The organism is Pseudomonas fluorescens group sp. (assembly GCF_020093335.1).
Lineage (GTDB): Bacteria > Pseudomonadota > Gammaproteobacteria > Pseudomonadales > Pseudomonadaceae > Aquipseudomonas > Aquipseudomonas petroselini.
Window position 1 is genome coordinate 83,082 of sequence record NZ_JAIOKW010000020.1, and the last position, 12,584, is coordinate 95,665.

Genomic DNA, 12,584 nt, shown 5'->3' on the forward strand with positions numbered 1-12,584 from the left:
CGCCCAGATTTTTCCAAGGACTCCCCATGATCGCATTGCCCTGGCTGTACCTGGCGCTTCTTTCCATCGGCTATCTGCTGGCCTTGATCTACGGGCAACTGGGGATCCTGGCGGGCGTGTCCATCGCGCTGCTGCTGATCGCCGGCTACGCGGTCCGCCAGCAACGTACGCCCTGGGCGCGCTACCTCGGCCACGGACTGTTTATCGTACTGGCCCTGAGCCTGGCGATGCATTGGCTGCCGGGTTTCTACAATGGGCGTGGCATTGCCCCGCAGCGTTTCACCGACGATGCCGTGCCCTTCTCGATGTACTTGAACCAGGACAAGCCGCTGATTGGCTTCTGGCTGTTGCTGGCCTGCCCGTGGATCGTGGCGCGGCGCTCGCTGCGCCTGTCGATCTGCGTGGCCGCCCTGGCCCTGACCCTCACCGCCATCGCCGCGCTGGGCGGCGCCACCTTGCTGGGTGTGATCAGTTGGGCGCCGAAATGGCCGGAACAGGCGTGGCTGTGGGTCCTCAATAACCTGCTATTGGTGACCCTGGTGGAAGAGGCCTTGTTCCGGGGCTATGTACAGGGCGGCTTGAGCCGACGCTTCAAACACCTGCCTTACGGCGAGAACCTCGCCTTGTTGCTGGCATCGCTCGTGTTCGGCCTGGTGCACATCGGGGCGGGCTGGCACTGGGTGCTGCTGGCGAGCATCGCCGGCGTGGGGTATGGCTTGGCTTATCGCTTTGGTGGCCTGGGCGCGGCGGTTGCCACGCACTTTGGTTTGAATCTGCTTCACTTCGGGTTGTTTACCTACCCGATGCTGGCCGGGTGATTGTTGCAAAATTAAGTTAAATAAAAGCGTTTTCCGGCCGACAACCCTTGAAAGCCTTGCGGATTGAACAACCATGCGTAATAACCAACCCGTTACCCAGCGCGAACGTACCTTCCCCGCTCAGCAACGGTTGATCTCCACCACCGATGCCAAAGGCGTGATCACCTACTGCAACGACGCCTTTGTCGAGATCAGTGGGTTCTCCCGCGACGAACTGGTGCGTGCCCCGCACAACCTGGTGCGTCACCCGGATGTGCCGGGCGCGGTCTTCGCGCATATGTGGTCGACGCTCAAACAAGGCTTGCCATGGATGGGCATTGTCAAGAATCGCTGCAAGACCGGTGATCACTATTGGGTTAACGCCTACGTGACGCCGGTTTTCGAAGGCAACCAGGTGGTCGGCTACGAATCGGTGCGCATCAAGCCCACCGCCGAGCAGATCCGCCGCGCCGAAGCGCTCTACCAACGCATCAATCAAGGCAAGTCGGCAATTCCCCAACGCGATAAGTGGCTGCCGGTGTTGCAGGACTGGCTGCCGTTTATCCTGGTGAGCCAGTTGAGCTTCATGATCGGTGCGTCACTCAACTCCCACTGGGGCTTTGCCCTGGCGGCAGGGTTGTCGGTGCCGTTGGGCCTGCTCGGCCTGAGCTGGCAACAGCGCGGTCTCAAGCGTTTGCTGCGCCTGGCCGAGCAGACCACTTCCGACCCGTTGATCGCGCAGATGTACACCGACAGCCGTGGCGCCCAGGCGCGCCTGGAGATGTCGATCCTTAGCCAGGAGGCGCGTCTTAAGACCTGTCTCACGCGCTTGCAGGACACCGCCGAACACCTCAACGACCAGGCCGCGCAGTCCAACACCCTGGCGCATAACAGCTCCAGCGGCCTGGAACGCCAGCGCGTGGAAACCGAACAGGTGGCCACGGCGGTCAACCAGATGGCGGCCACCACCCAGGAAGTCGCCAGCCACGTGCAGCGCACGGCCGACGCCACCCAGGAAGCCAACCGCCTGACCGGCCGTGGCCGCGACATCGCCGGGGAAACCCGCGAGGCGATCCAGCGCCTGTCTGTCGCGGTGGGCGAGACTGGCGTGACCGTCACGCAACTGGCCAAGGACAGCGATGAAATCGGCGGCGTGGTCGATGTGATCAAAGGCATTGCCGACCAGACCAACCTGCTGGCGCTCAACGCCGCCATTGAGGCGGCGCGTGCCGGTGAGATGGGCCGTGGGTTTGCGGTCGTTGCCGACGAAGTCCGTCAACTGGCGCAGCGCACCGCGGAATCGACCGGGCAAATCCACGCCTTGATCGCCAAGCTGCAGCAAACCGCCGCCGCCGCCGTGCAAACCATGGACGCCGGGCATCGCCAGGCCGAAGAAGGCGTGGCGCGGGTAATGGAAGCGGATCAGGCGTTGGTGGGCATCAGTGAGGCGGTAGCGCATATCACCGACATGACCACGCAGATCGCCGCTGCCACCGAAGAGCAAAGCTCGGTGGCCGAAGAGATCAGTCGTAACATCAGCACCATTGCGCTGTTGGCCGACCAGACTTCGGAACAGGCGCTGAACTCGGCGCAGTTGAGTGAAGAATTGACGCATACCGCCAATACCCAGTACTCCCTGGTCGAGCGTTTTAACCGGTAAATACACTGTGGCGAGGGAGCTTGCTCCCTCGCCACAGGTTTCACTCAAGCGCTCTAAGAAAGCTAGAAACCCGCACCGCCGCAGCCTCCAGATGCTGCTCATGACTGAACCCCGACGCCTTCAACGGCTTCAAGTCATGATCCCCTGCCACCAGCCACATCATCTCGATGCTCGGCGATAATTCATACCCCTCCACCGCCGCCCGATTGCCCAGCGCATCCCGCTCGCCCTGCACGATCAACGTCGGCGTCTTCAACCCGGCCAAATGCTCGACCCGTGGCTTTTCCGGCTTACCCACCGCATAGAACGGATACCCCAGGCACACCAGTGCATCGGCGCCTAATTCATCGGCCAATAAACTCGCCATGCGCCCGCCCATCGACTTGCCACCAACGGCCAGTTTCCCAGCGACATGACGTCGCACCTCGGCATACACCTCACGCCAGGCTTCCAGCAGTTTGGGCGCCGGGTTCGGCGGACGTTTGCCACCGTCCACACGGCGCTGGGCCATGTAGGGAAACTCGAAGCGCAACACGTTCACGCCATGCCCGGCAAGGCGCGCAGCCATGTCGTTCATGAAGGCTGAGTCCATCGGTGCGCCGGCACCGTGGGCCAGGATCAGCGTCACTGGCGTGCCCTTCGCGGCAGTCGACGCGGCATCCCACAACCCGCCGCGTTCGCGCACACACTGCGCCCATTGATCCCCGTCAATACTGGCCTTGTGCTCTTTGCCCATGCTTGCCTCGCTTTTTAGTCTGCCTATAACTCCAGCCCAAGTGCCGCATCTGCTTGGGTTGAACCGTGGATGGGGAACCATGAACACTACTTTAAGTACCGCCTATAACTACAAGGTGGTCCGCCAATTCGCCATTATGACGGTGGTGTGGGGCATCGTCGGCATGGGGCTCGGGGTTTTTCTCGCGGCCCAATTGGTCTGGCCTGCACTCAACTTCGATTTGCCGTGGACCAGCTTCGGACGCCTGCGCCCGCTGCACACCAACGCGGTGATCTTCGCCTTCGGTGGCTGCGCGTTGTTCGCCAGCTCCTTCTACTCGGTACAACGCACCTGCCAAACCCAGCTGTTCGCGCCGAAGATCGCCGCGTTCTGCTTCTGGGGCTGGCAGTTGGTCATTCTCTTGGCCGCCATTTCCTTGCCGCTGGGCTACACCAGCTCCAAGGAATACGCCGAGCTGGAATGGCCGATCGACATCCTGATCACCATCGTGTGGGTGGCTTACGCCATTGTGTTCTTTGGCACCGTGGCCAAGCGCAACACCAAGCACATCTACGTCGGCAACTGGTTCTTCGGTGCGTTCATCATCACCGTGGCCATCCTGCATATCGTTAACAACCTGGAAATCCCGGTCAGCCTGACCAAGTCCTACTCCCTCTATGGCGGTGCGACGGATGCCATGGTGCAGTGGTGGTACGGGCATAACGCAGTAGGCTTTTTCCTCACAGCCGGCTTCCTGGGGATGATGTACTACTTCGTGCCCAAGCAGGCCGAGCGTCCGGTGTATTCGTATCGCTTGTCCATCGTGCACTTCTGGGCGCTGATTACCCTGTACATCTGGGCCGGCCCGCACCACTTGCACTACACCGCACTGCCGGACTGGGCACAGTCGCTGGGCATGGTGATGTCGCTGGTGCTGCTGGCACCGAGCTGGGGCGGCATGATCAACGGCATGATGACTCTGTCGGGCGCCTGGCATAAATTGCGCAGCGACCCGATCCTGCGCTTCCTGGTGGTGTCGCTGGCGTTCTACGGCATGTCGACCTTCGAAGGCCCGATGATGGCGATCAAGACCGTCAACGCCCTTTCCCACTACACCGACTGGACCATCGGCCACGTCCACGCCGGCGCCCTTGGCTGGGTGGCAATGATCTCCATCGGCGCGCTGTACCACATGATCCCGAAAATCTTCGGTCGCGAGCAGATGTACAGCCTCGGCCTGATCAACGCGCACTTCTGGCTGGCCACCATCGGCACCGTGCTCTACATCGCCTCGATGTGGGTCAACGGCATCGCCCAGGGCCTGATGTGGCGTGCGGTCAACGAAGACGGCACGCTGACCTACTCCTTCGTCGAAACCCTGGTGGCCAGCCACCCAGGCTTCATCGTGCGGCTGGTGGGCGGCGCCATCTTCCTCAGCGGCATGTTCCTGATGGCTTACAACACCTGGCGCACCGTGCGTTCCGCGCAGCCCGTCGAAGCCGCCACTACTGCGCAGCTGGCCTGAGGAGTCGATGATGAAACACGAAACGATTGAAAAGAACGTCGGCCTGCTGATGCTGCTCATGGTGCTCGCCGTGAGCATCGGCGGCCTGACCCAGATCGTCCCGCTGTTCTTCCAGGACGTGACCAACAAGCCGGTCGAAGGCATGAAGCCCTACACCGCGCTGCAACTGGAAGGCCGTGACATCTACATCCGCGAAGGCTGCGTACAGTGCCACTCGCAGATGATCCGCCCGTTCCGCGCCGAGACCGAACGCTACGGCCACTACTCGGTCGCCGGCGAGAGCGTCTGGGACCACCCGTTCCTGTGGGGCTCCAAGCGCACCGGTCCGGACCTGGCGCGCGTCGGCGCTCGCTACTCGGACGACTGGCACCGCGCGCACTTGTACAACCCGCGCAACGTCGTGCCCGAGTCGAAAATGCCGGCCTACCCATGGCTGGTCACCGCCGCCGTCGACAGCAGCCACACCGAGACCAAGTTGAAAGTGATGCGCACCCTCGGCGTGCCGTACACAGACGACGACATCAGTGGTGCCGTCGCCAGCCTCAAGGGCAAGACCGAGATGGACGCGCTGGTTTCGTACCTGCAAGTGCTCGGTACTGCCATCAAGAGCAAGAGGTGAGCCATGGGATTTGAATTCGATGCGGGCACCATCCGCGGCCTCGGCACGCTGGTGGTCGCCATCGCCTTTATCGGCCTGTCGCTGTGGGTGTTCAACAACCGGCGCAATGCGGAATTCGAGCAGGCGCGCCTGCTGCCCTTCGCCGATGAACCTTCTCCATCCGACGCTCAAGAAGAGCCTGCAATAAGGAGCACACGGCCATGACCCTATTCTGGAGTACATGGATCTGCGTACTGACCCTCGGCAGCCTGATCGGCCTGACTTGGCTCTTGATCGGCACCCGCAAGGGCGAGACCAAGGGCAGCGTCGACCAGACCATGGGCCACGCCTTCGACGGTATCGAGGAATACGACAACCCGCTGCCCCAGTGGTGGTTCATGCTGTTCGCCGGCACCTTGGTGTTCGCGGTCGGCTACCTGATCCTCTACCCGGGCCTGGGCAACTGGAAAGGCGTGTTGCCGGGCTATGAAGACGGCTGGACCCAGACCAAGGAATGGGACAAGGAAATGGCCAAGGCCGACGCCAAGTTCGGGCCGATCTTCGCCAAATTCTCGGCCATGCCCGTGGAAGAAGTCGCCAAAGACCCGCAAGCGTTGAAGATGGGCGGTCGCCTGTTTGCCTCCAACTGTGCGGTGTGCCATGGCTCGGACGCCAAGGGTGCGTTTGGCTTCCCGAATCTGGCGGATAACATCTGGCGCTGGGGCGGTTCGGCCGAGGCGATCAAGACCACCATTCTCAACGGCCGTCATGCAGCAATGCCGGCCTGGGGTGACATGCTCGGCGATGAAGGGGTGAAAAACGTCGCCGCCTATGTACGTCACGACGTGGCCAAACTGCCGTTGCCGGCTGACAGCAGCGCTGACTTGGCAGCAGGCCAAACTGCGTTCAACACCACCTGTGTCGCTTGCCACGGTCCGCAAGGCCACGGCATGGAAGCCATGGGCGCGCCCGACCTGACCAAACCGGCCGGTTACATCTACGGCACCAGCCTTGCGCAGTTGCAGCAAACCATCCGCCACGGCCGCCAGGGCCAGATGCCGGCGCAGGAAGTGCTACAGGGTAATGACAAGGTGCACTTGCTGGCCGCCTACGTGTATAGCTTGTCCCATAACGCTGATGGCGCAACGCCAGAAAGCCAGCCCGAGTAACCGCTGAATGCCGCCCCAACCTGGGGCGGCAACTCTACCTGTGGCGAGGGAGCTTGCTCCCGTTGGGCTGCGAAGCGGCCCCAAAATCTTGGCAGCGCTTCGCACTGGAGCGCCAGCCCGGTCCAACGACAGCAAGCTCCCTCGCCACAGCAGTACCTTCTTGTGCGACCCAGTGTCACACCCTTCCAAAGCACACCTTTCCCCTCCTGCCATTCGGGTCTACGCTTCCCTGCACAGCGGACCGATTCTGGCGTACGTAACGACAAACGTTGCGACCCCATAAATATCCTGTCCACTTGATCAGCTTTCTATTTCCGATTTTATCCTTACACGAAACATGGAAAGGGCGCAGAATCTGGCGTGGAACGCATTGATACAGGTCAGCCATTGCGTTGCAATGGCCCCTCGCTTTCTCCATACTTGCGGCCGATTTTACCTATAAAAAAACCTAAACCGTGGAACCTTAGAATGAGCACAGCAATCAGTCCGACTGCTTATAACTATAAGGTAGTCCGCCAGTTCGCCATCATGACGGTGGTCTGGGGGATCCTTGGCATGGGGCTCGGGGTGTTCATCGCCTCGCAACTGGTTTGGCCGGAATTGAATTTCGGTTTACCATGGACGACCTTTGGCCGCCTGCGCCCGCTGCACACCAACCTGGTGATCTTCGCCTTCGGCGGATGTGCACTGTTTGCCACCTCCTACTATGTCGTGCAGCGAACCTGCCAGACGCGACTGATCTCCGACAGCCTCGCGGCCTTCACCTTCTGGGGTTGGCAAGCGGTCATCCTGGGCGCCATCGTCACCCTGCCGCTGGGTTACACCACCACCAAGGAATACGCCGAGCTGGAATGGCCGATCGCCATTTTGCTCGCCATCGTGTGGGTGACCTATGCCGTGGTGTTCTTCGGTACCATCGTCAAGCGCAAGACCAAGCACATCTACGTGGGCAACTGGTTCTACGGCGCCTTTATCCTGGTGACGGCGATGCTGCACATCGTCAACCACGCCTCGTTGCCGGTGAGCCTGTTCAAGTCCTACTCGGCCTACGCCGGGGCCACGGACGCCATGATCCAGTGGTGGTACGGCCACAACGCCGTGGGTTTCTTCCTGACCACCGGTTTCCTGGGGATGATGTACTACTTCGTGCCGAAACAGGCCGAACGTCCTATTTACTCGTACCGCCTGTCCATCGTGCATTTCTGGGCGCTGATCACCCTGTACATCTGGGCCGGTCCTCACCACTTGCACTACACCGCGCTGCCGGATTGGGCACAGTCCCTGGGCATGGCGATGTCGATCATCCTGTTGGCCCCGAGCTGGGGCGGCATGATCAACGGCATGATGACCCTGTCGGGCGCCTGGCATAAATTGCGCACCGACCCGATCCTGCGTTTCCTCGTGGTATCCCTGGCGTTCTACGGCATGTCGACCTTCGAAGGGCCGATGATGGCGATCAAGACCGTCAACTCGCTGTCCCACTACACCGACTGGACCATCGGCCACGTTCACGCCGGTGCGCTCGGTTGGGTCGCGATGATCTCCATCGGCGCGATCTACCACATGATCCCCAGACTGTTCGGCCGCGTGCAGATGCACAGCGTCGGGCTGATCAACACGCATTTCTGGCTGGCGACCATCGGTACCGTGCTCTACATCGCGTCGATGTGGGTCAACGGCATCACCCAGGGCCTGATGTGGCGTGCAATCAACGATGACGGCACCCTCACCTACTCCTTCGTCGAAGCGCTGCAAGCCAGCCACCCGGGCTATATCGTCCGCGCCCTGGGCGGTGCGTTCTTTGCCACCGGCATGCTGTTCATGGCCTACAACGTCTGGCGCACCGTGCGTGCCTCGGACCCTGCAGAAGCCGAAGCCGCCGCCAAGATCGCCGTTGTGGGAGCCCACTGATGAAGCATGAAGTAGTCGAGAAGAATATCGGCCTGCTGGCCTTCTTCATGGTCATCGCCGTGAGTATCGGCGGCTTGACCCAGATCGTTCCGCTGTTTTTCCAGGACGTCACCAACAAACCGGTCGAAGGCATGAAGCCGCGCACCGCGCTTGAACTGGAAGGCCGCGACGTCTACATCGCCAACGGTTGTGTCGGCTGCCACTCGCAGATGATCCGCCCGTTCCGTGCCGAAACCGAACGCTACGGCCACTACTCGGTCGCCGGTGAAAGCGTGTGGGACCACCCGTTCCTGTGGGGTTCCAAGCGCACCGGCCCGGACCTGGCCCGTGTGGGCGGGCGTTACTCCGATGACTGGCAACGTGCGCACCTGTACAACCCGCGCAACGTGGTGCCTGAGTCGAAAATGCCGGCGTACCCGTTCCTCGTGGAAAACAAGCTCGACGGCAAGGACACCGCGAAGAAGATGGAAGTCTTGCGCACCCTGGGCGTGCCCTACACCGACGAAGACATCGCCGGTGCAGCCGCAGCCGTGAAGGGCAAGACCGAAATGGACGCATTGGTGGCCTACCTGCAAGGCCTTGGCACCATCATCAAAAGCAAACGGTGATTCTTCATGGATATCGGGATGATTCGTGGCTTGGGCACCGTTGTGGTGATGGTGGCCTTTATCGGCCTGGCGTTGTGGGTGTTCAGCCCCAAGCGCAAGTCGGAGTTTGAAGACGCGACCTTGCTGCCTTTTGCGGATGATCCCGAAGCCATCAAGCACGTCGAGCAAGCTTCTAGGAGTAACAAAGAATGACTACGTTCTGGAGTCTGTACGTCACAGTCCTCAGCCTGGGTACCATCTTCGCCCTGACCTGGCTGCTGCTGTCGACCCGAAAGGGCCAGCGCGCCGAGCAAACCGACGAGACCGTCGGCCACTCGTTCGACGGCATCGAGGAGTACGACAACCCGCTGCCCAAATGGTGGTTCATGCTGTTCGTCGGCACCATCATCTTCGCCCTCGGCTACCTCGCGCTGTACCCCGGCCTGGGCAACTGGAAGGGCCTGTTGCCGGGCTACAACTACCTCGACAACGACAAGCAAACCCCCTTCGCCAACGGCCAGACCGGCTGGACCGGCGTGCACGAATGGGAAAAGGAAATGGCCAGGTCGGACGCTAAGTTCGGCCCGATCTTCGCCAAATTCGCGTCGATGCCCATTGAAGAAGTGGCCAAGGACCCGCAAGCCTTGAAGATGGGTGGCCGCCTGTTCGCCTCCAACTGCTCGGTGTGCCACGGTTCCGACGCCAAGGGCGCCTACGGCTTTCCCAACCTGACCGATGCCGACTGGCGTTGGGGCGGCGACCCGGCCACCATCAAGGAAACCATCATGAAGGGCCGCCATGCGGTGATGCCCGCCTGGCTGGATATCCTCAAGGAACAAGGCGTCAGCGATGTGGCCGCGTTCGTCGTCACCAACCTCGACGGGCGCAAACTGCCGGAAGGGGTGAAAGCCGACGTGGCCAACGGCGAAAAACTCTTCGCCGCCAACTGCGTGGCCTGCCACGGCCCGGCCGGTAAAGGCACGCCCGCCATGGGTGCACCCGACCTGACCCACCCTGGCGCGTTCATCTACGGCTCAAGCTTCGCCCAACTGCAACAGACCATCCGTTGGGGCCGCCAGGGCCAGATGCCTGCGCAGGAGCAACTGCAGGGGAACGACAAGGTGCACTTGCTGGCAGCCTATGTTTACAGCTTGTCCCATGGGGATAAGAAGGCTGAAGAGCAATAAAAGCCGCTGCAATAGCAATGTGGGAGGGGGCTTGCCCCCGATAGCGGTGGGTCGGTAGCAGTTGCTCTGGCTGACACACTGCAATCGGGGGCAAGCCCCCTCCCACATTCGAAGGCCTCCAACACTTTTGAGGTCAGGGTCGGCAAAAACCGTCCATACTTCCCAAGTCAATTGATCCAGGTCACGTACACCATCAATTGATTTCACCCAACGCGACCAAAGGTCGCACCCTTGACGTACTATCGGGGGCGTATCATTAAGCCACTGCAACACCCTTCATTTGACCCCGGTTGGCACGTACTGGCCGAGGCAAATCTCCACCGCCGTGGGATGCAATGATGAGCAACCAGATACCGGTACATGACGTTACCCCGCCTGCCAAACACACAAACGGTTCCGACAGTAAAACCGTCGACCTCTACGCCTCGCGAGAGAAAATCTACACCCGCGCCTTCACCGGCCTGTTCCGTAATTTGCGCATGCTCGGCGGTGCCGGCCTGTTCCTGCTCTACTTCGGCACCGTGTGGCTGAACTGGGGTGGCCACCAGGCCGTGTGGTGGAATCTGCCCGAACGTAAGTTCTTTATTTTTGGCGCGACCTTCTGGCCCCAGGACTTCATCCTGCTCTCAGGTATTTTGATTGTTGCGGCGTTTGGCCTGTTCTTTATCACCGTGTATGCCGGTCGCGTGTGGTGCGGTTATACCTGCCCGCAAAGCGTATGGACATGGATCTTCATGTGGTGCGAAAAGGTCACCGAAGGCGACCGCAACCAGCGCATCAAGCTGGATAAAGCGCCGATGGGCGCCAACAAATTCCTGCGCAAATTCAGCAAGCACACCCTGTGGTTGCTGATCGGTTTTGTCACCGGCATGACCTTTGTCGGCTACTTCTCCCCCATCCGCGAACTGGTGTTCGAGTTCTTCACCGGCCAGGCCGATGGCTGGTCGTATTTCTGGGTCGGCTTCTTCACCCTCGCCACCTATGGCAACGCCGGTTGGCTGCGCGAACAAGTGTGCATCTACATGTGTCCGTACGCGCGCTTCCAGAGTGTGATGTTCGACAAGGACACCCTGATCGTTTCCTACGACCCACGCCGTGGCGAGGTGCGTGGCCCGCGCAAAAAAGGCATCGACTACAAGGCTCAGGGCCTGGGGGATTGCATCGATTGCACGATGTGCGTGCAGGTGTGCCCGACCGGTATCGACATCCGCGACGGCCTGCAGATCGAGTGCATCGGCTGCGCCGCCTGTATCGACGCCTGCGACAACATCATGGACAAGATGGACTACCCGCGCGGCCTGATCAGCTACACCACCGAGCACAACCTGTCGGGGCAGAAAACCCACAAGCTGCGCCCGCGCCTGATCGGTTACGCCCTGGTATTGCTGGCGATGATGGGCCTGCTGGCGGCGGCATTCTTCATGCGCTCGCTGGTGGGTTTCGACGTGAGCAAGGACCGTGTGCTGTACCGCGAGAACGCCGAAGGCCGTATCGAAAACGTCTACAGCCTGAAGATCATGAACAAGGACCAGCGCGACCACACCTACGTGCTCGATGCCGCGGGCTTGCCGGACCTCAAGCTGCAAGGCCGTCGCGAAATCAAGGTGGCTGCCGGCGATATCGTCAGCATGCCGGTTGAGCTGTCGAGTGCGCCGGAACAGTTGCCGTCGAGCACCAACGAGGTGACATTCATCCTCACCGATGCCGATGACGCCAGTGTCCACATTGAAGCCAAGAGCCGATTCATCGGCCCCCAAGTCCGCTAATCGCTAACAGAGAACCGAACAATGTCCGTAGCAACTGCCGCAAGCCCTTGGTACAAGCACCTCTGGCCCTGGATCATCATTGGGATCCTGGCCTGCTCGGTGACCTTGACCTTGTCCATGGTGACCATCGCGGTGAATAACCCGGACAACCTGGTCAACGACAACTACTACGAGGCCGGCAAAGGCATCAACCGTTCCCTGGACCGCGAGCTGCTGGCCCAGACCCTGCAACTGCGCGCCAAGGTGCACCTGGATGAGCTGACCGGTGAAGTCGAGGTGAACCTCACCGGCAACAGCAACCCGACCACCCTGGAATTGAACCTGATTTCCCCGACCCAGCCAGAGAAGGATCGCAAGATCAACCTGGCCCGCAGCGACAGCGAACCCGGCCGCTACATCGGCCAGGTCACCGATAAGGTCGAAGGCCGGCGCTTCGTCGAGTTGCTCGGTGTGGAAGGCGATCGCACCTGGCGCATGTTTGAGGAAGAACAGGTCAGCCATGACAAGGACTTGCTGCTGGGTGATGAACCGTTGCAGGGTGCCGAAGACCTGAAAAAATAAACACTTGCGCTTCGTGCATCGCGGCCAAGCCCGCTCCCCCTGGATCGCGGTCCCCTGTGGGAGTGGGCTTGCCCACGATAGCGCCAGTTCACACACCGCCGAACTTCA

The 12,584-nt window shown here is 60.9% G+C and carries 13 protein-coding genes; 12 read left to right on the forward strand and 1 reads right to left on the reverse strand.

All coding sequences use genetic code 11. The features are described 5' to 3' along the window. Window positions 1-26: 26 nt before the first annotated feature. Together K7431_RS19985 and K7431_RS19990 are read left to right on the forward strand one after the other, a co-directional pair. Window positions 27-818, forward strand: a complete 792-nt coding sequence (locus K7431_RS19985; protein WP_043205737.1) for a CPBP family intramembrane glutamic endopeptidase — start codon at window positions 27-29, stop codon at window positions 816-818. Window positions 819-891: 73 nt separating this feature from the next. Beyond that, the gene (locus K7431_RS19990) at window positions 892-2,457 is read left to right on the forward strand and encodes a methyl-accepting chemotaxis protein (protein ID WP_015885295.1); all 1,566 of its coding nucleotides are present in this window, start codon (window positions 892-894) and stop codon (window positions 2,455-2,457) included. Window positions 2,458-2,497: 40 nt separating this feature from the next. On the opposite strand, the gene K7431_RS19995 is transcribed toward K7431_RS19990, so the two are convergent. Further along, on the reverse strand, window positions 2,498-3,193 hold the full coding sequence (locus tag K7431_RS19995; RefSeq protein WP_015885296.1) for an alpha/beta family hydrolase: 696 nt from the start codon (window positions 3,191-3,193) through the stop codon (window positions 2,498-2,500). A gap of 79 nt (window positions 3,194-3,272) precedes the next feature. On the opposite strand from K7431_RS19995, the gene ccoN (K7431_RS20000) reads away from it, so the two are divergent. From ccoN (K7431_RS20000) to K7431_RS20045, 10 genes are all read left to right on the forward strand, one after another. Next, entirely contained in the window at window positions 3,273-4,697 is a 1,425-nt protein-coding gene (gene ccoN, locus K7431_RS20000; protein WP_015885297.1) for a cytochrome-c oxidase, cbb3-type subunit I, read from the forward strand. 10 nt (window positions 4,698-4,707) lie between these two features. Beyond that, on the forward strand, window positions 4,708-5,316 hold the full coding sequence (gene ccoO / locus K7431_RS20005; RefSeq protein ID WP_017735321.1) for a cytochrome-c oxidase, cbb3-type subunit II: 609 nt from the start codon (window positions 4,708-4,710) through the stop codon (window positions 5,314-5,316). A gap of 3 nt (window positions 5,317-5,319) precedes the next feature. Next, window positions 5,320-5,520: a cbb3-type cytochrome oxidase subunit 3 gene (locus K7431_RS20010; protein ID WP_010208563.1), complete on the forward strand. Its 201-nt coding sequence runs from the start codon at window positions 5,320-5,322 to the stop codon at window positions 5,518-5,520. Continuing rightward, entirely contained in the window at window positions 5,517-6,464 is a 948-nt protein-coding gene (ccoP, locus tag K7431_RS20015; RefSeq protein WP_015885299.1) for a cytochrome-c oxidase, cbb3-type subunit III, read from the forward strand. Before K7431_RS20010 ends, ccoP (K7431_RS20015) begins: the two co-directional genes overlap by 4 nt. Before the next feature lie 468 nt (window positions 6,465-6,932). Further along, the gene (gene ccoN, locus K7431_RS20020) at window positions 6,933-8,375 is read left to right on the forward strand and encodes a cytochrome-c oxidase, cbb3-type subunit I (RefSeq protein WP_015885300.1); all 1,443 of its coding nucleotides are present in this window, start codon (window positions 6,933-6,935) and stop codon (window positions 8,373-8,375) included. Then, window positions 8,375-8,983 (forward strand): cytochrome-c oxidase, cbb3-type subunit II, encoded by a 609-nt coding sequence (gene ccoO / locus K7431_RS20025; RefSeq protein ID WP_003193167.1) that lies wholly within the window; start codon window positions 8,375-8,377, stop codon window positions 8,981-8,983. The genes ccoN (K7431_RS20020) and ccoO (K7431_RS20025) overlap by 1 nt, the downstream gene beginning before the upstream one ends. Before the next feature lie 6 nt (window positions 8,984-8,989). Beyond that, the gene (locus K7431_RS20030) at window positions 8,990-9,175 is read left to right on the forward strand and encodes a CcoQ/FixQ family Cbb3-type cytochrome c oxidase assembly chaperone (RefSeq protein ID WP_003175465.1); all 186 of its coding nucleotides are present in this window, start codon (window positions 8,990-8,992) and stop codon (window positions 9,173-9,175) included. Continuing rightward, entirely contained in the window at window positions 9,172-10,149 is a 978-nt protein-coding gene (gene ccoP, locus K7431_RS20035; RefSeq protein WP_015885301.1) for a cytochrome-c oxidase, cbb3-type subunit III, read from the forward strand. Before K7431_RS20030 ends, ccoP (K7431_RS20035) begins: the two co-directional genes overlap by 4 nt. Before the next feature lie 338 nt (window positions 10,150-10,487). Continuing rightward, a complete protein-coding gene (gene ccoG, locus K7431_RS20040; protein WP_015885302.1) occupies window positions 10,488-11,915 on the forward strand; it encodes a cytochrome c oxidase accessory protein CcoG in 1,428 nt (475 codons plus the stop codon). Between the two features lie 21 nt (window positions 11,916-11,936). Continuing rightward, the gene (locus K7431_RS20045; RefSeq protein ID WP_015885303.1) at window positions 11,937-12,476 is read left to right on the forward strand and encodes a FixH family protein; all 540 of its coding nucleotides are present in this window, start codon (window positions 11,937-11,939) and stop codon (window positions 12,474-12,476) included. Window positions 12,477-12,584: the final 108 nt, after the last annotated feature.

Coding starts and splice junctions, on each gene's coding strand:
- ccoO (WP_017735321.1), top strand. CDS start 4,708: ATGAAACACGAAACGATTGAAAAGAACGTCGGCCTGCTGATGCTGCTC.
- ccoP (WP_015885301.1), top strand. CDS start 9,172: ATGACTACGTTCTGGAGTCTGTACGTCACAGTCCTCAGCCTGGGTACC.
- K7431_RS20030 (WP_003175465.1), top strand. CDS start 8,990: ATGGATATCGGGATGATTCGTGGCTTGGGCACCGTTGTGGTGATGGTG.
- ccoN (WP_015885300.1), top strand. CDS start 6,933: ATGAGCACAGCAATCAGTCCGACTGCTTATAACTATAAGGTAGTCCGC.
- K7431_RS19990 (WP_015885295.1), top strand. CDS start 892: ATGCGTAATAACCAACCCGTTACCCAGCGCGAACGTACCTTCCCCGCT.
- ccoN (WP_015885297.1), top strand. CDS start 3,273: ATGAACACTACTTTAAGTACCGCCTATAACTACAAGGTGGTCCGCCAA.
- ccoG (WP_015885302.1), top strand. CDS start 10,488: ATGAGCAACCAGATACCGGTACATGACGTTACCCCGCCTGCCAAACAC.
- K7431_RS19995 (WP_015885296.1), bottom strand. CDS start 3,193: ATGGGCAAAGAGCACAAGGCCAGTATTGACGGGGATCAATGGGCGCAG.
- K7431_RS20010 (WP_010208563.1), top strand. CDS start 5,320: ATGGGATTTGAATTCGATGCGGGCACCATCCGCGGCCTCGGCACGCTG.
- ccoP (WP_015885299.1), top strand. CDS start 5,517: ATGACCCTATTCTGGAGTACATGGATCTGCGTACTGACCCTCGGCAGC.
- ccoO (WP_003193167.1), top strand. CDS start 8,375: ATGAAGCATGAAGTAGTCGAGAAGAATATCGGCCTGCTGGCCTTCTTC.
- K7431_RS20045 (WP_015885303.1), top strand. CDS start 11,937: ATGTCCGTAGCAACTGCCGCAAGCCCTTGGTACAAGCACCTCTGGCCC.
- K7431_RS19985 (WP_043205737.1), top strand. CDS start 27: ATGATCGCATTGCCCTGGCTGTACCTGGCGCTTCTTTCCATCGGCTAT.